The organism is Campylobacter sp. BCW_6889 (assembly GCF_001762535.1).
Classification (GTDB): domain Bacteria; phylum Campylobacterota; class Campylobacteria; order Campylobacterales; family Campylobacteraceae; genus Campylobacter_D; species Campylobacter_D jejuni.
In genome coordinates, this window is the sequence record NZ_MJWZ01000019.1 from 39,442 (window position 1) to 62,603 (window position 23,162).

Below are 23,162 nucleotides of genomic sequence, written 5' to 3' on the forward strand. Positions count from 1 at the left end.
GGAGAGTCAATGTCTAAAAAACAAAATAAACTCATTACAAAAGAAATTTTAAATAATGCCATAAAAGGAGCATTTTTAAAATTTGATCCACGCTTTATGGTAAAAAATCCTGTTATGTTTATGGTGGAAGTTGGATTCATTCTTACTTTGATTTTAAGTATTTTTCCTACTTTGTTTAATGGAAATTCTGATGAAAGAATTTATAACATCTTAATCACTTTTATTTTATTTATAACCTTGCTTTTTGCAAATTTTGCAGAAAGTATTGCAGAAGGAAGGGGTAAAGCCCAAGCAGCTACTTTAAGACAAAGCAAAAAGGATTCTAAAGCTAGACGCATAAAAAGTGATGGCAGTGAAGAAATGCTTAATTCTAGCGAGTTAAAAATAGGTGATATAGTTTTAGTTAAAGCAGGTGAACTTATACCTAATGATGGAGAAATTATAGAAGGCGCTGCAAGTGTTGATGAATCAGCTATTACAGGTGAAAGTGCTCCTGTTATGCGTGAAGCGGGCGGTGATTTTTCTTCTGTTACAGGTGGGACTACGGTTTTAACTGATTTTTTAAAGATTAAAATTTTAGTTGGATCTGGGGAAAGTTTTTTAGATAAAATGATCAATCTTGTAGAAGGTGCTGCGCGTCAAAAAACTCCAAATGAAATTGCTCTTAATACTCTTTTAATTGTGCTTAGTTTGAGTTTTCTAGTAGTGGTTGTAAGTTTATATCCTTTTATGCAATTTTTAGGCGTGAGTTTGCCTATTTCGTGGTTAGTAGCATTGCTTGTATGTCTTATTCCTACAACTATAGGGGGGCTTTTATCAGCTATAGGAATAGCAGGTATGGACAGGGTAACGCGTTTTAATGTGATCGCACTTTCAGGCAAGGCTGTTGAAAGTTGTGGTGATGTTGATACTATGATTTTAGATAAAACGGGAACGATTACTTTTGGAAACCGTTTGGCAAATGAATTTTATGAAGTCCAAGGTATAAGCAAAGACGAAATGATTAAAGCTTGTGTTTTATCCTCTTTAAAAGATGAAACTCCAGAAGGTAAAAGTATAGTTGCATTGGCTCAAAAAATGGGTTATGAATTAGAAGGTAATGATATTAAAGAATTTATCGAATTTAGCGCTCAAAATAGAATGAGCGGTGTGGATTTGCAAGATAATACAAAAATTCGCAAAGGTGCTTTTGATGCTATAAGAGCTTATATAAGCGAAATGAATGGAAAAATTCCTAGCGATTTAGAAACTAAGGTAATGGAAATTTCAAATCTTGGTGGCACTCCTTTGGTAGTGTGTAAAAATGAAAAAATTTTAGGAGTAATTTATCTAAAGGATACAGTAAAACCAGGACTTAAAGAGCGCTTTGATGAGCTTAGAAAAATGGGCATAAAAACTTTAATGTGTACCGGAGATAATCCTTTAACAGCAGCTACTATAGCTAAAGAAGCAGGGCTTGATGGATTTATAGCAGAATGCAAGCCTGAAGATAAAATAGAAGCCATTAAAAAAGAACAAGCTCAAGGTAAGATAGTAGCCATGACAGGAGATGGAACCAATGATGCTCCAGCTCTTGCGCAAGCTGATGTAGGTATAGCTATGAACTCAGGAACTCAAGCAGCCAAAGAAGCAGCCAATATGATAGATCTTGATTCTAATCCTACTAAAATTTTAGAAGTAGTTGAAATAGGAAAAGGTTTGCTTATTACTAGGGGTAGTCTTACAACTTTTAGTATGGCAAATGATATTGCTAAGTATTTTGCTATTTTACCTGCTATGTTTAGTGTGGTTTTACCTCAAATGCAAATTTTAAATATTATGCATTTGGCTACCCCGCAAAGTGCTATTTTATCAGCACTTATTTTTAATGCTATTATTATACCTTTGCTCATACCTATTGCTATGCGTGGAGTTAAATTTAAGCCTATGAAAAGCGAGCATTTGCTTTTAAGAAATTTGAGTATTTATGGTTTAGGTGGTATGATAGCACCTTTTATAGGGATAAAAATAATTGATATTCCTACAGCTTGGATACTTAGAATTTTAGGAGTGTGATATGCTTAGAACTTTGCTTAGTTTTTTTGTGATAATGTTAATATTGTGTACTCTTATTTATCCTTTTGCTTTAAATACAGTTGCAAAATTTATTTTTCCTTATCAATCAAGTGGAAGTTTAGTGGATAAAGAAGGTCGTCCAACTTTGGATATAAGTAAAGCGGTAGGTTCAAAGCTTTTGGGTCAAGATTTTAATAAGCCTTATTTTCTACATTCAAGAGCATCTGTATTAAATTACAATACAAGTGATGCAAATGAAAGCAGTGTAAGTTCAGGTGGATTTAATTATGCTATGTCAAATCCTGCTTTAAAAGAGCGTGTGCAAAAAGATTTGCAAAAATTTTTAGATGAAAATCCGCAAATTACAAAAGAACAAATTCCTTTGGATTTATTAAGCGCTTCGGGATCAGGACTTGATCCTCATATCAGTCTTCAAGCAGCCCTAGTGCAAATTCCTAGGATAAGTCAATCTTCAAAAATCACCAAAGAAGAATTAGAAAAAATCATTCAAGAAAATACCGAGTCTAAATTTTTAGGGATTTTTGGGGAAGAAAAAGTTAATGTTTTAGCCGTTAATATAGCTATTGCTAAAGCCATGAAAAAAGAATAAACATGCAAAGACAAAGTCCTGAACAAATTCTTAAAAAACTTGAGGTTAAAGCCAAGGAAGAAGAAAAAAACAAACTTGCAAAATTAAAAATCTTCTTAGGTTATGCTGCAGGTTCTGGAAAAACTTATGCTATGTTAAGTGAAGCTAGAACTTTAAGGGATAATGGAGTTGATGTTGTTTTAGGCTATATAGAGCCTCACGATAGACCTGAAACAATGGCTTTAACACAAGGTTTTGAAAGTATAGCTAATCTTGAAATTCCTTATAAAAATATAGTATTAAAAGAATTTGATTTAGACGCTACCCTTAAGAGAAAACCTGCTTTGGTTTTAGTAGATGAGCTTGCACACACTAATGCTAAAGGCTTGCGTAATGAAAAGCGTTTTCAAGATATAGAAGAACTTCTAAAAGCAGGTATTGATGTTTATACTACTTTAAATATACAACATTTAGAAAGTTTAAATGATTTAGTCGCTAATATCAGTAAGATAGAAGTTAAAGAGCGTATTCCTGATCGTATTTTTGATGATGCTGATCAGGTTGAACTTGTTGATATTGAACCCAATAAGCTTTTAAAAAGAATGCAAGATGGCAAAATTTATAAGGAAAAACAAGCTAAACTAGCACTTGAAAATTTCTTTCGCCAAGAAAGACTTATAGCTTTGCGTGAGATTGCCTTAAGAAGACTTGCTTCAAGAGTGAATTTAAGAGCAAGTGAACAAAGGCTTATTAATGATGATTTAGCTTATCATACTGGAGAGCATATTTTAGTTTGTATTAATGCTTCAAATGCAAAGGTTATTCGTGCAGCTGCAAGACTTGCTTTAGCTTTTCATGCTAAATTGAGTGCGCTTTATATAAAAAATCCCAATATTAAAGAAGAAAAAGCCTTAGAAGAAAATATAGAACTAGCTAAAAGTTTTAATGCTGAAATCATTAGCGTATATGATGATGATATAGCAAGACAAATTGCAGAGTATTCAAGCCTTAGCAATGTTTCTAAAATTGTTTTAGGTAAAAATAAAGATAAAAAAAAGTTTAAAGAAGAGATTTTTGAAGCTGTTGCTAAAAAAGCACCCAATATTGATTTATATCTTGTCAATGAAAATCAAATTTCTACTCCTAAAATACGAAGTAAAAAAGGTTTTGATTTTTTAGGTTTTTTAAAAATCACAGGAGTTTTGCTTTTGGCAACTTTTATAGCTTTTGTGTTTCATAAATTTAATACTCAGCCAAGTAATATAGTTATGATTTTTATTTTAGCAGTTTTTGCTTCTTCTTTTATTTCTGATAATAAAATTTTCGCCTTTTATTCTTCTTTGGTAAGTGTTTTGATTTATAATTTTTTCTTTTTAGAGCCTATTTTTAGTCTTAAAGTTCATGATAGTGGAAATATTATTACTTTTACAACTATGTTTATAGTTGGATTTTTAACAGCTGTTTTTACTAGAAGATTAAAATTGCAATCTAAAGAACTCACTAAAAGAGCTTATAGAACAGCTATTTTGCTTGAAAATAGTGAAAAGTTAGCAAGAGTGAAAAGCAAACAAGAACTTTGGGAACAACTTGGAAATCAAGCTTTAAAATTATTAAATTTACCTATTATTATTTATCCTATAAATAAAAACAATATTTTATCGAAACCTTTGTTGTTTTTTAACGATGATAAGCAAATGTTAAAAAATTGTTTTAGTGCTGATGAGATTGCTATTGCTCAATGGGTTGCAACAAATAAAGAAAGAGCAGGTGTTTGTACAAATACCCTGCCTAATGCTAATGCTATGTATTTACCTATAGAAGATGGGGAAAAAACTAAAGGGGTTATAGGTATAGTTTTAAAAGAAAAACGTCCCTTGCAAGACTTTCAGTATGAAATTTTAAGTGCTTTACTTAATGAGGCAGGAGTTAGAACAAGGGATATATTTTTATTATAAATCCCTTAATTTATTAATCTCATCTCTAATTGCAGCAGCTTTTTCAAACTCAAGTGCTTTTGCTGCTTCAAGCATTTGCTTTCTTAATTCTTTGACAAGTTTTGCTCTTTCGCTAGCTGGCATTTTTTCTAGTTTTTTACCTTTGCGATAAATTTCGCCTAAATCCTCTTCATTTTTCAAACTTTCTTCAATATGGCGTTTGACTGAAGTTGGGGTAATATTGTATTTTTTATTATAAGCCATTTGAAGTTTGCGGCGTTCATTGGTGGTATCCATAGCTTCTTGCATGGATTTTGTGATTTTTTTGCAAAAAAGCAAAACCTTACCATTGACATTTCTAGCTGCTCTTCCCATGGTTTGGATTAAACTTGTAGTACTTCTTAAAAAACCTTCCTTATCTGCATCCATAATGGCAATGAGTGAAACTTCAGGCAAATCAAGTCCTTCTCTAAGTAAGTTAATGCCAATTAGCATATCAAAAGCACCGCTTCTTAAACCTCTTATGATTTCATTGCGTTCTATAGCATCGATATCTGAGTGCATGTATTTGACTTTTATACCAAGTTCTAAATAATACCTTGTAAGTTCTTCAGCGAGTTTTTTAGTCAGTACGGTTACTAAAACCCGTTCGTTTCTTTGTATGGCTTTTTTAGCCTCATCAAATAAAATTTCAACCTGATTATCACCATCTTTTAATTCTATCAAAGGATCAAGCAGTCCTGTAGGACGCATGATTTGATGAAAGATATTTTCTTTACTCAGTTCAAGTTCTAAAGGTGCAGGTGTAGCTGAAACAAAAAGAAATTGACAATTTTTATGGATAAATTCATCAAACATTAAAGGACGGTTATCCAAGGCTGAAGGCAAACGAAAACCATAATCTACCAAGGTTTGCTTTCTGCTTCTATCTCCTGCAAACATACCTCTAAATTGTGGTAAAGATACATGGCTTTCATCAATTATAACAAGAAATTTTCTATCTTTAATCGCAAAATAATCAAAAAGCGTATAAGGAGTATCACCTTCTTTAAGTCCTGTTAAATGCCTTGCATAATTTTCAACGCCTTTACACATTCCTGTGCTTGTAAGCATTTCAAGATCAAATTCAACCCTTTGTTTAAGGCGTTGATATTCTACGAGTTTATTTTCATGTTCAAAATAAGCAAGGCGTTCGTTAAGTTCTGTTTTTATGTCTTTTATCGCTTGTTTTAATCTTGTTTCGCCCACGCTAAACTGGCTTGTAGGATAGAGTATGAAGCGTTTTAAATCTTTGCCTTTTTTATTTTCTAAAACATTGTAATGATACATAGCATCAAGCTCATCGCCAAAAAATTCAAGTCTTACTACTTCATCTTCATAATAAGCTGGATAAATGTCTATAATATCTCCTTGAACTCTAAAATCTGTACGATCAAAAAAATTATCATTTCTTTTATAACCCATATCTACAAGTTTTTTTAAAAGTTCTTTTTGTGAAATTTGCATACCTAGTTCAAAGATTAAAACCATGCCTATGTATTCATTTGGATTACCAAGTCCATAATTTGCCGAAACACTAGCTATGCAAACTACATCTTCATAACTTAAAAGAGAAGCAGTGGCGCTCAGTCTTAAACGCTCTAAGTCTTCATTGGTTGAGCTGTCTTTTTCTATGAAAACATCAGTGCGTGGGATATAGGCTTCAGGTTGATAATAATCATAATAAGATATAAAATATTCCACATGATTTTTAGAAAAAAAGCCTTTAAATTCGCTATAAAGTTGTGCACAAAGGCTTTTGTTGTGACTCATGATAAGAGTAGGTATATTAAGTTCTTTAATGATATTTGCCATGGTAAAGGTTTTTCCACTTCCTGTAACTCCTAGTAAGGTTTGATATTTGTTGCCTTTTTTTATACTTTTTACTATGCCTTTTATGGCTTCTTGTTGATCGGGACTGGGTTTAAATTCGCTGGTAAGTTCTAACATTTTTCTACTTTATTTTTATTTTTGAAAAAATTTTAAAAGAAAATGCTTTAATTAAAAATTAATTGACAATAAAAACCTAAATTTAAATTTTTTTCTGCTACAATATCAAATAATATTTTCCATAAATTACAAATTTCTTAAGAAGGCAAAAATATGTTTGATGAAAAAATAATCAATACTATGACAGATAAAGTAAATGAATTAATTGAAAAGTATAACGAAGTTTGCGAAGCCAATGAGGCTTTAAGAAATGAGCTTGTAAGCGTTAAAGCACAAAATGAAGCAAAAAGTAATCAAATCATGCGTTTAGAAGAAGAACTTAAATCTCGCAATATAGAAAGCGAAGATATTTATAAGAAAATAGAGGCTGTTCTTGGCAGATAATCTAAAACAAGTCATTGTTAATGTCAATGCAAAAGATTTCATTGTTAAGTGCAGTGAAGAATTTGCAAATTTTTTAGAAGATGATATCGCTTTGATTTCTGGCGGTACAAAAAAAATAGAACTTAAACGCTTTGTAGATGCGTTTGTTAAAAAAAGTTATGAAAATTATATTTTAGAAAGAGAACTTAAGAAACTAATAAAAGCAATCAATGAAGAACTCCCGACAAAATGAATAAAGCTTTTACTCTGCTTGAGCTTGTTTTTGTGATTTTGATTTTGGGAATTTTATCAAGCTTATCTTTATCTTTTATCAATACTACAAAAGATGAGGTTAAAATTTTAAAATTAAAAATGGACTATGAAATGCTAAGCTCGGCTCTTGCTTTAATGCGTAGTCAAATGAGACTTAAAAATTTAAATTTTCCAGAAATTTTAGATAATGCGCAAAACAATCAAGCCAAAGAAAAACTCTTTTATTGTTTAAATGATTGTGATTATTCTTTGCTTGATACGCCTATTTATTCTGATTTTAAATCTTGGATAAAAATAGGTAAAAATCACTATAGATTTGCATTAAACGCCAAAGAGATGGTTGAATTTATTTATGATTCTAAAGAAGGTTTGTTAAAGTGTATAGGAAGTTCTAGATGCAAAGATTTGATATAAGATATTATGAACTTGCAATTTGTGGTTTGTATTTGGATAATTTAACTTTTCATAGTTTTGATGAAATCAAACCTTTAACACAAGTATTAGTGGATTTAAAAACTAAAAAAAACCTTAAAGCTATCGTGCTTAAAGAATGTCAAAAACCTGATTTTAAAACCGTAGAAATTAAAGAAATTACAGGGTATTTTCTAACTCCTTTGCAATTTGAATTAGCAAATTTTATTGTTTATTATTATGCTTCAAAACTTGGTTTTGTTTTGGGATTTTTTGAAACTAGTCCTAAGTATGAATGTCAAAAAATGTTTTTTAAAGATACCCCTAAGCTAAGCAATCAACAACAAAATGCCTTAAGTTTTCTTCAAAAAGAAAATAATTCCTTGCTTTTTGCTGATACGGGTAGTGGCAAGACTGAAATTTATATTTCTTTGATAAAAGAGTGTTTGGAACAGGGTAAGCAAGCTTTGCTTTTGATGCCAGAAATCGCACTTACTCCACAAATGAAAAAGCGTTTGGAAGTGTATTTTAAGGATAATTTTTTCCTGTGGCATTCTAAAATTTCAAAGAAAAAAAAGCAAGAATATTTAGAGCGTTTTTGCAAGGGAGAAGTGCTTTTAGTAGCGGGTGCAAGATCGGCTTTGTTTTTGCCTTTTAGAAATTTAGGACTTATTGTAGTAGATGAAGAACATGATAATTCTTACAAGGCTTCTAGTCAGCCTTTTATCAATGCAAGAGATTTAGCACTTTTTTTGGGTCAAAAAAATAATATTAAAGTGGTTTTAGGTTCTGCAACCCCATCTTTGACGAGTTTTTACAAACAAAAAAGTTTTAGACTAAAAGGAACTTTTTTTGAGAGCAAAAAACATTTTTTATATGATGAAAATGAGCTTGGTATAACACCTATGCTTTTAAGCGAATTAGAAAAAAGTTTAAAACATCAAAAACAAGCTATAGTGTTTTTACCTACAAGGGCTAATTTTAGGCAAATCATTTGCAAGGATTGCGGAGAAACGATAAAATGTCCTTTTTGTTCTATTGCTATGAGTATGCATAAAAAGAAAAATGTTTTAAAATGTCATTATTGTAATTATACTTCTTTAATAGAGCAAAATTGTCCAAGTTGTAAAGGAGAAATGTTAGAAGCTAGAAAAATGGGGACTGCTGAACTTTTAGAGCTTTTGCAAAATGCTTTGCCTTTAGCAAAAATAGCAAAATTTGATAGCGATGAAATCACAAGCGTTAAAAAGCTTAATACTATTTTAAAAGACTTTAATGAAAATAAGATCGATATACTTATTGGCACCTCTATGCTTGCTAAAGGGCATGATTATCATAGTGTGGATTTGAGTGTGATTTTAGGACTTGATGAGTATTTGTTGCGTCCTAGTTTTAGAGCGAGTGAAGAAACTTTAGCTTTAGCTATGCAAGTTGCAGGTAGGGCAGGGCGTAAAGGTGAAGCAAGAGTGCTTTTACAAACAAAAAATAGAGCTTTTTTTGAAAAGTATATAGAGGATTATGATGCTTTTTTAAAAGATGAGTTAGAAAATAGAAAAGATCTTTACCCTCCATTTAAACGCCTTTTAAGAGTTCTTATAGAAGATAAAGATCAACAATCCTCACAAAAGCTCTGCGAAAAACTTGCCTATCAATTTAAAAATATCAAACAAGTAGAATTGGTAGGCTATGGAATTTGTGGAGTTGAAATGCTGCATGGAAAATATCGTTTTTATTTATTGCTTAGAAGTGAAAATTATAAAGCTTTAGTGGCAATTGAAAATTATATTTTGCAATTTAAAAATGTAAGTGCGGATATTGATCCTATTGATTTTGTGTAAGTAAGATAATTATTTATCTTTGTATATCTTTTCAAATTCTTTATAATATTTCCAAGAGTCAATAATATGAGGATGTGTTTGTTTTAAATGATTTAGTTCATTTTCAAAAATATTAAAAAAAGTATAAATAAGTGATTTATTTTTTATAAAATAATCTATTACATCTTTTTCTTTCATCATTTTTGATTCTGTTTCATCTATGGTTATTTTAATTTGATATAAAAAATCATACAAATAATGTTTAATTGTTGAAAATAAAAGATTGTTTTGTTCTAATTGTTTAAAATCATTTTTATCAATATATACACCCATATCATTACATAGGTCGTTTTTTATAATTTCTTGTATTATGTCTATTTTTTCATGATTGATATGTTTTCTGTCTAAAATTATGGGAATGCTAGAAGTTTTATCAATATTGAAATTTTTATTATTTTTAGGAGTATTAATATAAAAGGTGTTATTAATATCTTTAGAATTTGCATAGAGTGTGATAGGAAAAAGATAGCGAATATAACCTCTAAATTCTTTAATTTTAAATAAATCTAATTTATCTTTATGGGGGGGGGTAAAATTAAAATTTATAGCAAGCAAATTCATAGTATCGAAGGCCTTTGATTGACGGATTTCTTCCATATCAAGATAGTATACATTGTCTTTGTTAAAATATTTTAATAAATAAGAGATGATAAAAACTCCTTGTTGTAGTTCGTTTATATCGATTTTAATTTTATGATTTTGATGAGTAAGATAGTCAATATAATAACGCCAATCATAAGTTAGATTAAATTCAGAGGGATAGTTTCTTAAAACTTTACTCCAATCTCTTCCCCAGTTGTGCTTTAAAATTCCTATTGGATCGCGAACTCCGCAAATAATTTTAGAGTTAAAATCCAATAAAGATAGATATTTATCAAAATAAGGTAGATTAATTTCTGATATATTAATAGCATATTGAGTAATCGTATTGTCATTTAGACACATGTAATTAAGACAATATCTTTCTTTGGCATCAGGTGGTAAAACCCAGGAGGCAAAACAAGTTACATCGCAACATTGATTAAGGTATCTTAAAAATGCTGCTGCTCCAACGCCATGTGGAGAAATATAGATAAATTTATAGTGTTTAGGTAGGGGTAAATTTAAATCCCAGGCTAATTCTGCACAATGTCGACTAGCATCTATTTCTATGAAATTAGGATTGATTAAAGGTGGATAAGGATGTTTTGTTGATAAATATCTATTCTTAAATTCGCTAGAATTGAGCCAAGTGCAAATTGTTTCAATATTTTTCAAAACAAAGGTAAAAAATTTTTCATTATTTGAATTTTTTAAAGCTTGTAAAAGAATTTGAGCTAGGGTTGGAGTTAGGTTATTTTTTATATAGAGTAAAAGATTTTGCATATAATCTCTTTTAATTGTATTTAATTTATATATAATTCATAAATATTTAAATATCATGAAATTTAAATATATTATCAAAAATAAACTTTAATTAAAGCAATAAAAAGTTAAAATTTGATATTAAAATTTTTTTAAAGAGTGAAGTTATGGAGTATAAAAGATTCAAAACCAGACAAATCAAAGTAGGAGATGTTTTAATAGGCGGTGATGCACCCATTTCAGTTCAATCTATGCTTTTTACTAAGACAAGAGATATAGAAGGTTCTTTAGAGCAAATCAATCGTCTTTATTTTGCAGGAGCAAATATAGTGCGTTTGGCGTGCTTGGATATGGCCGATGCAAGGGCTTTAAAAGAGATTAAAGCTAAAAGTCCTTTGCCTTTAATTGTAGATATTCATTTTAATCATAATTTGGCTGTATATTGTGCTGAATTTATCGATGGAGTGCGTATAAATCCTGGCAATATAGGTTCTAAAGAAAATATCAAAGAAGTGGTAAAAGCATGTAAAGAACAGGGTATCCCTATACGCATCGGTGTAAATCACGGCTCCATAGAAAAACAATTTAGCAATAAATTTGGCTATGGTGTCGATGCTATGCTAGAAAGTGCGATGTATAATATCAAGCTTTTAGAGGATTTAGACTTTTTTGATATTAAAATTTCCATGAAGACTTCAGATGCTCAAAAAACTATAGAAGCTTATGAGAGATTAAGACCGCTTTGTGATTATCCTTTTCACTTAGGGGTAACTGAAGCAGGAACTAAATTTCATAGCACTGTAAAAAGTTCTATAGCTTTAGGAAATTTACTTCTTAAAGGTATAGGCGATACTATGCGTGTTTCTATGACGGGTGAGCTTGAAGAGGAAATTCGTGTAGCAAGAGCGATTTTGCAAGATAGTGGAGTGCAAAAAAGCGGAGTAAATATCATCTCATGTCCAACTTGCGGTAGGATTCAAAGTGATTTGTTAAGCGCGATTAAAATCGTAGAAGAAAAAACCAAGCATATAAAAGAACCTTTAAATATCAGTGTTATGGGTTGTGTAGTAAATGCTTTAGGTGAAGCTAAGGGCGCTGATGTGGCTATAGCCTTTGGGAAAAATCAAGGACTTGTTATAAGACATGGTGAAGTTGTAGCTAAATTAAAAGAAAGTGAACTTGTAGATAGATTTTTAGCTGAAGTTGAAGATGAGGTTAAAAGTAGGACTGTAAAAGAATAAAAGCCAAGAAGCAAGGTTTAACCTTGCTTTTAGAATGGCCATATCGCTTCTATAACTTTGCTACCCCAAGGTTTTCTTGTGCTTCTATCCACTTCACCTTCTGTTTTATAAAGAATTTTAGCATCTGCTATATATTTACTATCTATAGTATTGTCTTGACCGATGTCATAAGGACGAATAACACCGCTTAATTGTATGATTTGTTTCTCTCCGTTGATTAAAAGCTCTCTTGAGCCTTCGATAAAATAATTACCATTTGATAAAATTTTAATTACACGCGTTGAAATTGTAGTCTTGAAACTTTCATTTCTGCTTTGTGAGCCTGTTCCTGTGTAGTTGTTTGAACTATTGGTTTGAAAGCCTATATTAGAATAAGCATTGACTTTATTAAGAGCATTAGCTACCACTCCTGAACTTCCTGTTAAAGCACCTCCGCCTAAATTTGAGGTATTAGTTCTACTTGTTGCTTTATTAGCTTGTGTGCTTTGAGTGGTACTTTCTTGTATAACAACTGTAACTAAATCATTTACATTCATAGCTTTTTTATCTGAAAATAAAGGATTATCCCCTTTGCCAAAAAGCGATCCTGGTGCACTTTCTACATTATTACTTTGTTTTGGTGCAAGTTCTTCTACATAAGCAGGTGGTTTCATTGAAATTTGCGGATCAACCGTTGCAGAACAACCAAAAAATGCAAACGGTAACACATAAAATAAAACTTTTTTCATTTTCGTCCTTTAAAATATGAATTTTTATTTTTCTTTGTTAAAATTAGAAAAAGCAAAGAGTGTTCCACATTTATAAATTCAAGGAGAAAATGATGGCAAATCTTTATTTGATGAGATCTAGAAGTGATGAGTTAAATACTATTATTAGTACAAATTTGCTTAAAAATTATAGCAAAATTTACAAAAATATCGCAATTTATTGCCCTGTAATATACATACATCGCGTCCCTGTTTTGCAAGGTTGGTTGGAAGAATTTAATATCAATCAAACTGTAAAAAGCGCTTATGGTTTTACCTTTAGAGAGGCAATGGAGGAATTTAGCAAAGATCCTCATAATTTTTTTAATGTTATTTTAGAAGAATACGAAGAGTTAAAACGCAAATACGATTTTGTGCTTGTAAATAGCTTTTGCGAATTTGGAATACTTGATGGATTTGATCTTAGTATAAAATTGGCTAAAAATCTTAATACCCCTATCGCTGCTATTATTAACGATGAAGATAAACTTATAGCTCAAAAATATTTCGATCATGCCCTAGATGGTCGTAATTATGTTTTGATTAATGAAAAATTTAATTTTGAAGAAGTGCAAAAGCTTGAAGAGTATGATTTTATAACTCCGCATCGTTTTAAATATGAATTGATTAAACAAAGCGTAAAAAATAAAAAAACTGTTGTTTTGCCAGAAAGTAATGATGAGAGAATTTTAAAAGCTGCTGAAATTTTATTAAAAAGTAAAGTTGTTGATCTTATTTTATTGGGTGATGAGGAAAAAATCAAACAAGATGCTGCTAGATTAAGTCTTGATTTAAGTACTATACAAATTATGAATCCGCTCAATTCAGAATATAATCAAGAATTTACTTCCATTCTTTATGAGGCAAGAAAATCTAAAGGAATGAGTTTAGAAGAGGCTAAGATGCTAGTTCAGGATAAAACTTATTTTGGAACTTTGCTTATACATACTGGAAAAGCTGATGCTATGGTTAGTGGAGCATCAACTACTACGGCTGAAACAATTCGCCCTGCATTGCAGCTTATTAAAACCAAAGAAGGTATTAGTTCTGTTTCGGGAATTTTCTTTATGGGGCTTGAAGATCAAGTTTTAGCTTTTGCGGATTGTGCTGTAAATCCAAGTCCAACTGCTGAACAGCTTGCAACTAGTGCTTATGTAAGTGCTATGACTGCTAAATCTTTTGGACTTGAACCAAGAATAGCTTTGCTTTCTTATTCTAGTGGTGATAGCGGTAAAGGGGAAAGTGTAGATCTTGTAAAAGAAGCATTAAAAATTGCTAAAGAAAAATACCCTGAGTTAAATATAGATGGTCCTATGCAGTTTGATTGCGCTTATGATCTAAAGACTGCGGCAAAGAAAATGCCAAATTCTAAGATAGCAGGCCATGCAAATGTATATATTTTTCCTGATCTTAATGCAGCAAATATTTGTTACAAAGCAGTTCAAAGAACCGCTAATGCTTTAGCAATCGGTCCTATTTTACAAGGTCTTAAAAAACCTGTTAATGATTTAAGTCGTGGATGTTTGGTAGATGATATTGTAGATACTGTTATTTTAAGTGCTATACAAGCTCAATAGAAAGGAATAATAAATGAAAATTTTAGTTTTAAATTCAGGTTCTTCATCGATTAAATTTAAATTTTTTGATAATAAAATCGTTAAAGCCAGTGGCTTAGTAGAGAAAATCGGAGAGCAAAATTCAAAAGTTATATTAAAAAATGTTTTAAATAATGAAAGTTTTGAAAGAGAATTAACAATAAATAATCACGAAGAAGGACTTAGTATAGTTAATGAGCTTTTTAAAGAATCAGGAATTTTAGCGGATTTAAATGCTCTTGATGGCTGTGGTCATCGTATAGTTCATGGGGGAAGAAATTTAAGTGAGCATTGTTTAGTAGATGACTATGTTCTTAAAGAGATAGATAGGGTTAGTATTTTTGCTCCTTTGCATAATCCTGCCCATTTAGCAGGTATAAAAACAATGATTAAAGCTGCACCTAGTGTTGCTAATGCAGCTATTTTTGATACAGCTTTTCATCGCACTATGCCTGATTTTGCTTATATGTATGCTTTGCCTTATGATTTTTATGATAAGCATAATATTAGAAGATATGGTTTTCATGGGACTTCCCATGCTTATGTTAGTTCTAGAGCGGCAAAATTTCTTCAAAAAGATCAAGATGAATTAAATGTTATCTCTGCTCATCTTGGAAATGGTGCAAGTGTATGTGCTATAGAAAAAGGTAAGAGTGTGGATACTTCTATGGGATTTACTCCGCTTGAAGGACTTATTATGGGAACGCGTTGTGGGGATATAGATCCTGCTATTTTACCTTTTATAAGTCATGTCAAAGGTTTAACTATAGAAGAAATAGACACACTGATGAATAAAAAAAGTGGAGTATATGGAATTTGCGGTTATAATGATTTTAGAGATATGGAACGAGAGATAAAGCAAGGTGATGATAAAGCACGTTTGGCTCTTGATATGTTTTGCTATCGTCTTGTAAAATACATAGGAGCCTACTTTGCTGTGTTGCCAAAAACCGATGCTATTATTTTTACAGGTGGCATAGGAGAAAATGATAGTTTGGTTCGACAAAAAGTATGTGAGAGATTAGCTCATCTTGGTATCGAGTTAGATTTTGAACTTAACAAACAAAGGATTTCGGGCGAAAGAATGATAAATCATGCAAATTCTAAAGTTAAAGTGCTTGTTATTCCTACAGATGAAGAATTAGAAATCGCTAGAATTACAGAAGAATTAATAAGCAATTGAAAGAGGTTTATATTTAGTAAAAATTAATTTTCTTTAGATAAAATTTTAATTAAAAAATAAAGCATGGATTATGAAAAAATTTAAAGAATTTAGCCTTCGTTTTTTATTTAAAGTATCAGAACAACCTGTTTTAGTGAAGGATTTATTAGAGGCAAATGCACTTTTTAATGACGGTATGCTTGTAGATCCTTCTAAGCTAAATTTTAATTTCAAAATTCTAAATTCTTATATTTATTTTGGTGTTTTTTGTGCTGTGGTTTTGTTACCATTGCTTTTAATTACTCATTATTTTTTAACAAAACTTGACTTTCATATAAGCATAGTGAGTGCTGTTATGGTTACTGCTTGTGTATTTATAGGATATGATATTTTTAAAGTTTATACTCGCAAAATAATCTCAAAAAAAATAATACAAAAAGCCTGGGCTTTGCATTTCCCTTATTTTGCTTATGAAAAATACTCTATAATGGCAGGTGAAATTTATAAGGAAGCCTTAAAAGAGGAAATTCCAAAAGCAAATTTAGAGCAGTATGTTTTAGATAAGATTATTCATTCTAAATAGTCTAAAATTTGATTTTGGAATCGCATATTTTCAAGCCTTCTTTTTAAATCTTTATTTTCTTCGTTTAAAACGCTTTCTTCTGTTCTTAATGTAGCAATTTCTCTACTAAGATAATAAATTTGATTTCTAATATAAATTTGTGGAGCAAATAAAAATAACGCAAAACTAACAAGTAAAGCCGCAAAAAGAAGATGATTGAAATTTAGGTTTCTATCTTCTTTGGTGGCATTAGAGTAGCCTTCTAATAAAACATTTTTTGCCTTTTGAGCATCTTCATCATTTTGTTGTTTTTCTTGGGCTTGATTGGATGGTTTTGGAAGTTCTTGTTTATTTTCTTGTGGTGTTATCTTTTTTTGTAAATTTTCCAAACTTTGTTTAATATCGGGTTGTTTTTTAATATCAGGTCGTTTTTCTATAGTTTGGGAATTTTGTATTTTAGGCTCAGTTTTTTGAATTTTTTCTATAGATTTTATAGATTCTTTTTTTTCTTTTTTATCTTGGATAGGATTTTGATCATTTTTTGTTTGAATTTTTGGTTTGGTTTGAATATTTTTTATCTCGTTTATTTTTTTTCTTCCAAACGAAAAAATCTTTTTAGTTTTTTTATTTTCTTCTTTTTTCCTTTCTTTCATTTTGGAAAAAAATTTTTTAGCAAGAGATTGCTTTTCTTCTAATTTAACATTGATCAGATCTTCTTTTAAATATATATTTGATTTTTTAGTATGTTTTGACTCATACTCTTCATCGAGTTCTTCTAAGAATTTATTAGGAGTCTTTTTTTTAAAACGACGTCTTAAAATATCATCGCTAGAAATTTCATCTCTTAAATCATCATCAAGCGGTTTGCCTTGATTTATAGCGCGAGAAAATTTCAGCATTTTTTGGCGTATGTTTTGGCGTTCTTTTATAAAATCATCTTCTAGCATTATTTATTGTCCAAATTATTAAAATAAAAAGCCCGCATTTTAGCACAACTAGAGCGAGAATTTTTTAAAAGTTCTTCCTTGCTTGCACTTATAGCTTTTTTGGTTATTATTTGCCCTAGGCTATGGTTATTTCCACATTCGCAACGCATTATTTTTTCATCACAAATGCAGTTTTTTGACCATTTTTTGAAAAAATTTTTTACTATTCTATCTTCCAAAGAATGAAAACTAATGATTGCTAAAATGCAATTTTTTGGTTTTAAATTTTCTAAATGCCCAAGAAAATCTTTAAGCACTTTAAGTTCTTGATTTACTTCTATTCTAATGGCTTGAAATGCTAAAGTGGCTTTGGAAATTTTTCTATGATTTTGTTTGCCTTTTCCTATGATTTGATAAAGTTCCTTGGCGCTTTTGATTGGATTTTTACTTCTTTCTAGGCAAATTTTTTCAGCAATAAAATGTGCATCGTGCAATTCTCCATAATCTTTAAAAATGGAAGTTAATTGCTCTTTTGTATAAGCATTAATAATCTCATAAGCCGATATTTTGGAGTTTTGATTCATTCTCATATCCAAAAAGTCAGAATTTACACTAAAACCTCTTTCGTTATTATCGAGTTGAAATGAAGAAACTCCAATGTCTGCTAAAATGCCTCTTAATTCTTCTTTATGTGAAATTTTTTCTAAAACTTCACTAAAATTACTTTGTATAAAAGTTATCCTATTGTGAAAATCTTTAAGACGTTTTTTAGAAAATTCTAAAGCTTGTTGATCTTGATCACAAGCAATGAATTTAAGATCAGGATGATTTTTAAGCAAAGCTTCACTATGTCCGCCAAATCCTAAAGTGCAGTCTAAAAAATAACCTGTTTTAAGATTTTTAAAAATCTCTTGAACTTCATTAAGCAAAACTGGGATATGAGGAATTTCCAAAATCAATCCTAATAAATTTTTATAAGCTATAATTATAACTAAATTTCATTGTAAAAATCATAAAATTTAAAGAACAAATATTTTTTGGTAAAAATTTTATAATTAAACTCCACTTAAACACTTCTACGATACAATATCTAGTTTAAATTTAATCAAGGAATGATATGCTTACTTGGATGCAACATCACAAAAAATATCTTGTTGTTACTATATGGGTTAGTACTATAGCTTTTGTTGGCGCTGGCTTTTTAGGTTGGGGTGCTTATGATTTTAATCTCAATAGAAGTTCGAGTGTTGCAACCGTAGGAAATGAAAAGATAGGTTTTAGCGAATTTGATACTAGATATAGACAAATTTTAAGTTATTATAATCAAATTAGCAATGGTGCTTTAACTCCAGAAAATGCTGAGCAACTAGGCATTAAAAATATAGCTTTAAGCTCTCTTGTTGAAGATAAGCTTTTGTTAAATTTTGCTAAAGATTTGGGTATTGGCGTAAACGAGAATGAAATTTTACAAAAACTTGCAAATACTAGAGAATTTCAAGATCCTACAGGGGATTTTAACAAAACGATTTATTATAAACTTTTAAATGCCAATAATTTAACTCCAAAAGATTATGAAACACAACTTGCAAATGAAGTAATTACCGATAAACTTAATCAAATTTTTAATATTCCTAGCAAAGATGAGGAATTAAAAATGTTAGCTTCTAGTTATTTCATGCAAGATGCTTTAAGTATTGCAAAAATTGATTATGACAAAAAAAATATTGAGATTAACGAAGAGGGTTTAAAAAAGCTTTGGAATAAACATAAAGAAGATTATAAAACTAAAAAAATATATGAAATTTCAACTTATTTTTTGCCAGTTAGCAATGAGAAAATTGACGACAAAGAATTAGAAAAATTTTATAATCAAGATGAAAATAAACTAAAATATAAAGATTTTGCAGGTAAAGTAATGGATTTTCAGTCTGCTAAAAATGAAGTTGCTAAAGATTATGCTTTAACACAACTAAAGAATGTGGCTAATGCTAAATTTTTAGATTTAAAAAATGGGAAAGATAATTTTCAAAAAGATCAAAATATTAGTGAATCTGATGTTTATTATCCAATTGATCTTTTGAATAAAGCTAAAAATGGAGATGTTTTACGACCAGCACCTTATAATAACGGATATATCATAGTTAAACTAAATAAAGTAGATCCTATAAGAAATAAAACTTTTGAAGAAGCTAGAGAAGAAGTTTTACCTATGTATTTAAGCGAACAAGCTAGAAAAAATTTAGAAGAAAAAGCTAAAAATAGTTTAGTAAATTTTAAAGGAGATGATATAGGCTTTGTAAGTCGAGATAGTTCTCGCGAGAGTGTAAAGCTTAGCGATAAGATATTAAATGATTCTGAATTTGCTTATTTTTTAATGAATGTATTTAATACCGATCAAAATAGTTCTTATGTGATCATTAATGACAATAAAGCAATATTATATAAAATAAATAAACAAAAATTAGATATGAACTCCGATAAATTTAAACAATACAAAACTATGCTTGAGCAAAATTTGCAAAATTTAAAAGCAAATGAGCTTAAGCAAGAACTTGTTGATGAACTTAAAAAGATATATCCAATAAAAATTTATTATAAAGGGAATTGATTTTGAATATATTAGGAATTGACTTAGGCTCAACCCAGACTTGTGCCATTATTGCTCAAAAAGATGAAGATGGATTAAAAATTATTGGTTTTTCCAAGTCAAAAACCAACGGGGTTAAAAAAGGTGCCATTACCAATATAGAGCTTGCTTCTAAATCTATTGAAGAAGCTGTTAGAAGTGCTGAGATGATGAGCGGAGTTCATTATGATAAGGTTGTGGTGTCTATATCAGGTGCTTATACTAAAAGCGTTGATAGTGTAGGTGTTGTTAATATTCCAAATCATGAAATAGGCATTAAAGAAATTCATCGTGCTGTAAGTACAGCTAAGCATACTGCCAATCTACCAAGTGGTTATGAAATTATTCATGTTTTGCCTTATAATTTTAAGGTTAATGATCTTGAACATGTTGATGATCCTTTGGGAATGAGTGGCAATCGTTTAGAAGTTTCAACCCATATAGTGATTTCACAAGAATCTCATATTAAAAATCTTAAGAAAGCGGTTGAATTAGCTGATTTAAGAGTGGATAATATAGTTCTTTCAGGATATGCTTCAGCTATAGCTTGTTTAGATGATAGCGAAAAGGAATTAGGCGCTGTTTTGATTGATACGGGTGGAGCGATTTGTGATATGGTTGTTCATACTGGAAATTCAATTAGATACAATGATTGTTTGCAAATTGGCTCGATTAATATCACCCAAGATTTATCAATGGCATTGCATACACCTTTAAAAGAAGCAGAAAAAATCAAGCTTAATTATGCAGCTCTTTCGCAACAGCCTAACACCCTTATACAAATTCCTTCAATGGGCGATGAAAGAAAGGTTAATGAAGTTTCTTTGGATATTATTTCAAACGTAATTTATGCAAGAGCGGAAGAAACTTTGATGATTTTGGCAAAAATCTTAAGTGATAATCGTTATGCCAATGCTATAGGTGGTGGAGTTGTTTTAACAGGTGGAATGACTAAGTTAGCAGGTATTGATGAGCTAGCTCCTGCAACATTTGATAATCGCTCAGTTAGACTGGCTACTGCAAGAAAAGATTTGATTACTGGTTTTAGTGAAATTTTTAATGATCCTGAAAATACTTGTGCTATAGGACTTTGTTTATATGGAGCAGGGTATTTTACGCCTTATGAACTTGATTCTAATGAAAAATTAAGATATAAAGGGGAAATTGAAAATTTTAATCGTCAAATTAAACAAGATATTGTTTTGCAAAAAGATGCAGAAAGTGAAATAAAATCTGATTTTTTTGATGAAAATTTGCAAGAAAATGATACAATTGCAATACAAGAACAATTAGATTTTAAAGAGCCAAAAGAAAAAAAACCTAGCGTTTTTTCAAATATCTGGCATAAAATTATGAATCAATTTTAACAAGGAGAAATTTTTATGAGTGAATTTTTAGTAGAAGAAATGCAACATAATAAAGGTGCAAAAATTAAGGTTATAGGCTGCGGTGGCGGTGGCGGTAATATGATCAACCATATGGTTAAAATGGGATTAAATGATCTTGATTTAATTGCAGCAAATACTGATGCACAAGCTATTTCAATTTCATTAGCAAAAACTAAAATTCAACTTGGCGAGAAAAAAACTAAAGGTTTAGGCGCTGGTATGCTTCCTGAAGTAGGCGCAGAAAGTGCTAGAGAAAGTTTTGAAGAAATAAAAGCAAGTCTTAGTCAAAGTGATATTGTATTTATTGCTTCAGGTTTTGGTGGAGGTACTGGAACGGGTGCCACTCCAGTTATTGCACAAGCAGCTAAAGAGATTGGAGCTTTAACTGTTTCTGTTGTAACTATGCCTTTTGCATTCGAAGGAAAACAAAGAAAAAAACTTGCTGAAAGCGGTCTCCTTGAGCTTAAAAAAGAAAGTGATTCTATTCTTGTAATTCAAAATGAAAAATTATTGAGCATTATTGATAAAAAAGCAGGCATTAAAGATGCTTTTAGATTGGTTGATGATATTTTAGCTCGTGCTGTAAAAGGTATGGTGTCTATCTTGCTTGATAATGGAGATATTAATGTTGACTTTGCGGATGTAAGAACCATCATGAGTCATCGCGGACTCGCGCTTATGGGTGTTGGTAGTGCTAGTGGTGAAAATGCTATAGAAGAGGCCCTTTCAAACGCTATAGAATCTCCTTTGCTTGATGGAATGGATATTAAGGGTGCCAAGGGAGTTATTTTACATTTTAAAACAAGTTCTAATTGCTCTTTGTTTGAAATTTCGGCAGCAGCAAATAGTATACAAGAAATTGTTGATGAAAATGCTAAGATTATTTTTGGTTCTACCACAGATGATAGCATGGAAGATAGAGTTGAAGTAACTATTATTGCGACAGGATTTGAAGATAAAGATACAGTAGCTAAAAAATCTACCGAAGAAGCTCAAGCTTCTAGGAAAAATCCTTATTTAAGTCTTAAAAAGGTAAGCGGTGGTTACGATGAAGAGATAATGGCGCAAATTGAAACACCAACTTTCTTGCGTCGTCAAATGGATTAAAATTGATTTTTAAAGCAAGATTGAGTCAAATCTTGCTTTTTGTAGTTTAAATTTCTCTCCTAATAATCTTTCAAATATTTATTTTTCTTTGTTTTTAAAAGTTGGAACACTCTTTGCTTTTATAGCTATAAAATCTTAATTTTATAGGTGAAAATATGCAAAATGGATATTATCAAGCAACTGGTGGAATGGTAACTCAGTTTAATAAACTTGATGTGATTACTAATAATCTTGCCAATATTAATACAAGTGGATACAAAAGAGATGATGTGGTTATTGCAGATTTTAAAAGGATTTTTAAAGAAACTCAGGATGAGTTGCCTATAGAAAATCACACAAGAGATGCATCTCGTTTTGTAAATACTACAATAGATGGAATCCCGCAAGTTTCTCAAGAATATACGGATTTTAGCCTAGGTTCTTTAAAGGCCACAAACAATCCTTTGGATTTGGCAATGACTAGAGAAGATGCTTTTTATTTGGTTCAAACCAAAGATGGAGAAGTAAGATTAACTAAAGATGGAAATTTTCAACTTGATGATGAGGGTTATTTGGTAAATAAGCAAGGATACAAGGTATTAAGTAGTGATTATTTTAATAATCCTCAGAATGCTGGCATACGCATTCCTAATGGTGCTGTTCAAATTAGCGTTGATAAAAACGGAAGCATTGAGGTTGATGGAGCTCAAAATGCAAGATTATTTGTAGCACAAGTAGATGATATAAGAGCTTTGCAAAAAGATGGGGATAATGTCTATAAAATAGATGATCTAACCCGCATTAGAGATTTGGAAAACTCCAATGCTATTCGCCAAGGTTTTTCTCAGGGATCAAATGTTAATCCAGTTACTGAAATGGTAGGACTGATTGAAGCAAACAGAATGGTAGAAATGTATCAAAAAGTTATGACAGCTCATATGGATGACTTAAATCAAGAAGCTATCAATAAGCTTGCAGCTGTTAAATAATTTAAA

At 30.6% G+C, this 23,162-nt stretch carries 20 protein-coding genes; 15 read left to right on the forward strand and 5 right to left on the reverse strand.

The annotated features are described in order from the left end of the window. Positions 1-9: 9 nt before the first annotated feature. The 3 genes from kdpB to AJ939_RS01530 are packed head-to-tail and all read left to right on the forward strand — an operon-like array spanning position 10 to position 4,599. Complete coding sequence (kdpB, locus tag AJ939_RS01520; RefSeq protein WP_070276198.1) at positions 10-2,055, forward strand: potassium-transporting ATPase subunit KdpB; 2,046 nt, start codon at positions 10-12, stop codon at positions 2,053-2,055. 1 nt (position 2,056) lies between these two features. Then, positions 2,057-2,665 (forward strand): potassium-transporting ATPase subunit KdpC, encoded by a 609-nt coding sequence (gene kdpC / locus AJ939_RS01525; protein WP_070276196.1) that lies wholly within the window; start codon positions 2,057-2,059, stop codon positions 2,663-2,665. Between the two features lie 2 nt (positions 2,666-2,667). Then, the gene (locus AJ939_RS01530; protein WP_070276194.1) at positions 2,668-4,599 is read left to right on the forward strand and encodes a sensor histidine kinase; all 1,932 of its coding nucleotides are present in this window, start codon (positions 2,668-2,670) and stop codon (positions 4,597-4,599) included. Here the strand turns inward: AJ939_RS01530 and uvrB are convergent. Beyond that, positions 4,594-6,567, reverse strand: a complete 1,974-nt coding sequence (uvrB, locus tag AJ939_RS01535) for an excinuclease ABC subunit UvrB (protein ID WP_070276192.1) — start codon at positions 6,565-6,567, stop codon at positions 4,594-4,596. The genes AJ939_RS01530 and uvrB overlap by 6 nt on opposite strands. A gap of 153 nt (positions 6,568-6,720) precedes the next feature. Between uvrB and AJ939_RS01540 the strand changes: the two genes are divergently transcribed. From AJ939_RS01540 to AJ939_RS01555, 4 genes are read left to right on the forward strand one after another with little or no spacing between them, the layout of a single operon-like run. Next, positions 6,721-6,951 carry a hypothetical protein gene (locus tag AJ939_RS01540; RefSeq protein ID WP_002852327.1) on the forward strand — a complete coding sequence of 77 codons (231 nt, stop codon included), beginning with the start codon at positions 6,721-6,723 and terminating at the stop codon, positions 6,949-6,951. Beyond that, a complete protein-coding gene (locus AJ939_RS01545; RefSeq protein WP_002854947.1) occupies positions 6,941-7,183 on the forward strand; it encodes a hypothetical protein in 243 nt (80 codons plus the stop codon). The genes AJ939_RS01540 and AJ939_RS01545 overlap by 11 nt, the downstream gene beginning before the upstream one ends. After that, entirely contained in the window at positions 7,180-7,617 is a 438-nt protein-coding gene (locus AJ939_RS01550) for a prepilin-type N-terminal cleavage/methylation domain-containing protein (RefSeq protein ID WP_002852324.1), read from the forward strand. The genes AJ939_RS01545 and AJ939_RS01550 overlap by 4 nt, the downstream gene beginning before the upstream one ends. After that, entirely contained in the window at positions 7,599-9,452 is a 1,854-nt protein-coding gene (locus AJ939_RS01555) for a primosomal protein N' (RefSeq protein ID WP_074469951.1), read from the forward strand. The genes AJ939_RS01550 and AJ939_RS01555 overlap by 19 nt, the downstream gene beginning before the upstream one ends. 9 nt (positions 9,453-9,461) lie before the next feature. On the opposite strand, the gene AJ939_RS01560 is transcribed toward AJ939_RS01555, so the two are convergent. Next, positions 9,462-10,856, reverse strand: a complete 1,395-nt coding sequence (locus tag AJ939_RS01560; RefSeq protein ID WP_070233197.1) for a DUF2972 domain-containing protein — start codon at positions 10,854-10,856, stop codon at positions 9,462-9,464. A 146-nt stretch (positions 10,857-11,002) separates the two neighbouring features. Here AJ939_RS01560 and ispG point away from each other — a divergent pair, with 146 nt between their 5' ends. Further along, positions 11,003-12,076, forward strand: coding sequence for a flavodoxin-dependent (E)-4-hydroxy-3-methylbut-2-enyl-diphosphate synthase (gene ispG, locus AJ939_RS01565; RefSeq protein ID WP_070276190.1), 1,074 nt, complete (start codon positions 11,003-11,005; stop codon positions 12,074-12,076). A 29-nt stretch (positions 12,077-12,105) separates the two neighbouring features. Here the strand turns inward: ispG and flgH are convergent, their stop codons facing one another. Then, positions 12,106-12,804, reverse strand: coding sequence for a flagellar basal body L-ring protein FlgH (gene flgH, locus AJ939_RS01570; RefSeq protein ID WP_052801800.1), 699 nt, complete (start codon positions 12,802-12,804; stop codon positions 12,106-12,108). A gap of 89 nt (positions 12,805-12,893) precedes the next feature. Here flgH and pta point away from each other — a divergent pair, with 89 nt between their 5' ends. The 3 genes from pta to AJ939_RS01585 all read left to right on the forward strand — a co-directional run bounded on the left by pta (position 12,894) and on the right by AJ939_RS01585 (position 16,162). Continuing rightward, positions 12,894-14,399 carry a phosphate acetyltransferase gene (pta, locus tag AJ939_RS01575; RefSeq protein WP_074469949.1) on the forward strand — a complete coding sequence of 502 codons (1,506 nt, stop codon included), beginning with the start codon at positions 12,894-12,896 and terminating at the stop codon, positions 14,397-14,399. Between the two features lie 13 nt (positions 14,400-14,412). After that, positions 14,413-15,600, forward strand: coding sequence for an acetate kinase (locus AJ939_RS01580; RefSeq protein ID WP_070276189.1), 1,188 nt, complete (start codon positions 14,413-14,415; stop codon positions 15,598-15,600). A 70-nt stretch (positions 15,601-15,670) separates the two neighbouring features. Beyond that, positions 15,671-16,162, forward strand: coding sequence for a hypothetical protein (locus tag AJ939_RS01585; RefSeq protein WP_002855147.1), 492 nt, complete (start codon positions 15,671-15,673; stop codon positions 16,160-16,162). Here AJ939_RS01585 and AJ939_RS01590 read toward each other — a convergent pair. Both AJ939_RS01590 and rsmH read right to left on the reverse strand, forming a co-directional pair. Beyond that, complete coding sequence (locus tag AJ939_RS01590; RefSeq protein ID WP_004305554.1) at positions 16,150-17,088, reverse strand: hypothetical protein; 939 nt, start codon at positions 17,086-17,088, stop codon at positions 16,150-16,152. The two genes, AJ939_RS01585 and AJ939_RS01590, sit on opposite strands and share 13 nt — an antisense overlap. Further along, positions 17,088-18,026 (reverse strand): 16S rRNA (cytosine(1402)-N(4))-methyltransferase RsmH, encoded by a 939-nt coding sequence (rsmH, locus tag AJ939_RS01595; RefSeq protein ID WP_074469948.1) that lies wholly within the window; start codon positions 18,024-18,026, stop codon positions 17,088-17,090. The genes AJ939_RS01590 and rsmH overlap by 1 nt, the downstream gene beginning before the upstream one ends. A 158-nt stretch (positions 18,027-18,184) precedes the next feature. On the opposite strand from rsmH, the gene AJ939_RS01600 reads away from it, so the two are divergent. From AJ939_RS01600 to AJ939_RS01615, 4 genes are all read left to right on the forward strand, one after another. Then, positions 18,185-19,675, forward strand: coding sequence for a peptidylprolyl isomerase (locus tag AJ939_RS01600; RefSeq protein WP_070276188.1), 1,491 nt, complete (start codon positions 18,185-18,187; stop codon positions 19,673-19,675). After that, positions 19,672-21,060 (forward strand): cell division protein FtsA, encoded by a 1,389-nt coding sequence (gene ftsA, locus AJ939_RS01605; protein ID WP_079860504.1) that lies wholly within the window; start codon positions 19,672-19,674, stop codon positions 21,058-21,060. The genes AJ939_RS01600 and ftsA overlap by 4 nt, the downstream gene beginning before the upstream one ends. A gap of 15 nt (positions 21,061-21,075) precedes the next feature. Continuing rightward, positions 21,076-22,188 (forward strand): cell division protein FtsZ, encoded by a 1,113-nt coding sequence (gene ftsZ, locus AJ939_RS01610; RefSeq protein ID WP_002921956.1) that lies wholly within the window; start codon positions 21,076-21,078, stop codon positions 22,186-22,188. A 155-nt stretch (positions 22,189-22,343) separates the two neighbouring features. Then, positions 22,344-23,156 (forward strand): flagellar hook-basal body protein, encoded by an 813-nt coding sequence (locus AJ939_RS01615; RefSeq protein WP_002854829.1) that lies wholly within the window; start codon positions 22,344-22,346, stop codon positions 23,154-23,156. Positions 23,157-23,162: the final 6 nt, after the last annotated feature.